Source organism: Rhodothermales bacterium, assembly GCA_017643395.1.
GTDB lineage: Bacteria > Bacteroidota > Rhodothermia > Rhodothermales > UBA10348 > JABDJZ01.
The window spans coordinates 1-1,511 of sequence record JAEPNP010000009.1; the positions used below are offsets into that span (position 1 = coordinate 1).

The following is a 1,511-nucleotide window of genomic DNA, read 5'->3' on the forward strand; positions in this document are numbered from 1 at the left end:
CCCCGAATGTAGGCTGAAACGGTCCGAGTTTATGGTCTAGATCGTAACGCACGAAAAGCTCGTTCCCGATCTGAGCACCCTCAAAGATCACGCTGCTAGCGCTTACTGTCCAGCCGCCGTCGGCAGGTGAACGCGCCAAACATCCTGTATCGCAATAGTTGGTCCACATCATGGTAGGACCAAGGATTGTAAACAAGACTGCCAAGATACCGTTCATAAACATGCTTTCCTTTGCTTCCGCAACGGACATGCTCATGAAAGCATTTTGATTTCAAGTTGGTATTATAGTCCAGTCAAGCTCCGACTGTTTGTAGGCGTCCGGTTTCAGAAACTGTTTCACTCCCCTCGTCGGGGTGCTTTTCACCTTTCCCTCACGGTACTGGTTCACTATCGGTCAGTAAGGAGTACTTAGCCTTAGAGGGTGGTCCCCCCATGTTCAGACAGGATTTCACGTGTCCCGCCCTACTTAATACGTCCAATTGAGCTTCTTATACGGGGCTGTCACCCGCTATGGCCCAGTTTTCCAACTGGTTCTAATCACTCTCATGGCTCGGCTGGTCCCCGTTCGCTCGCCGCTACTAGGGGAGTATCTGTTGATTTCCTTTCCTCCGGGTACTTAGATGTTTCAGTTCCCCGGGTTTGCTCTTTAAGACCTATGTATTCAGTCCTAAAGTACCTGGTTCAGCCCGCTTTAGGTTATCAAGGATAATTAAAGCAAACTGTCAGGTGGGTTGCCCCATTCAGAAATTCATGGATCAAAGCTTATTCTCAGCTCCCCATGACTTATCGCAGAGTATCACGTCTTTCATCGCCTCTTACTGCCAAGGCATTCGCCAAACGCCCTTCTCGCGCTTGATTTGATCCAGAAGAAGACAAGCTTCTTCGGAACAAAAGCATTACTTTCCCATCCCAGCGCCGGTTCGGAACTGGGATATATCGTGACATCCTCTCTCAAGGATGCACGTAGGTTAGTGTACTTGACTTGGACAAAATTGCCTTTCTGGTCGGACAAGCCCGCCAGATGATCCACCCTTACTCGGGCGATCAGCAATTCTGATGTTGTAATCTCTCTATACGATGTCAATTCGTCCAGTTGGACGACGCAACCTTTTGCAAAAGGCTGTGTGGTCAAACTGAATGGATGGTGGAGCCTAGCGGGATCGAACCGCTGACCTCCTGAATGCAAATCAGGCGCTCTCCCAGCTGAGCTAAGGCCCCAAGTGTTTCGCCACGCGAATTATTGGTGGGTCGAGGAGGACTTGAACCTCCGACCTCACGCTTATCAGGCGTGCGCTCTAACCACCTGAGCTACCGACCCAGACAGGCCGGTGGCCTGAAATTGAATTTCCTGAAGAGATATGAGGACGGCCTGGTCCGGTTGGCCAATTAAGGCCTTATGTCACTAAGTGACTGCTAAGTGTTCCACGAGTGATGCGAACATCGCTGCTAGGAACATCCTTAGAAAGGAGGTGATCCAGCCGCAGGTTCCCCTACGGCTACCTTGTTACGAC

At 50.6% G+C, this 1,511-nt stretch carries 2 tRNA genes and 2 rRNA genes; all 4 read right to left on the reverse strand.

Going from position 1 to position 1,511, the window contains the following annotated elements:
* Positions 1–858 (reverse strand): 23S ribosomal RNA (locus tag JJ896_18480); the annotation flags it as partial.
* A gap of 284 nt (positions 859–1,142) precedes the next feature.
* Positions 1,143–1,218, reverse strand: a tRNA-Ala gene (locus tag JJ896_18485).
* A gap of 23 nt (positions 1,219–1,241) precedes the next feature.
* Positions 1,242–1,318 (reverse strand) — tRNA-Ile (locus tag JJ896_18490).
* A 144-nt stretch (positions 1,319–1,462) separates the two neighbouring features.
* Positions 1,463–1,511, reverse strand: a 16S ribosomal RNA gene (locus JJ896_18495); the annotation flags it as partial.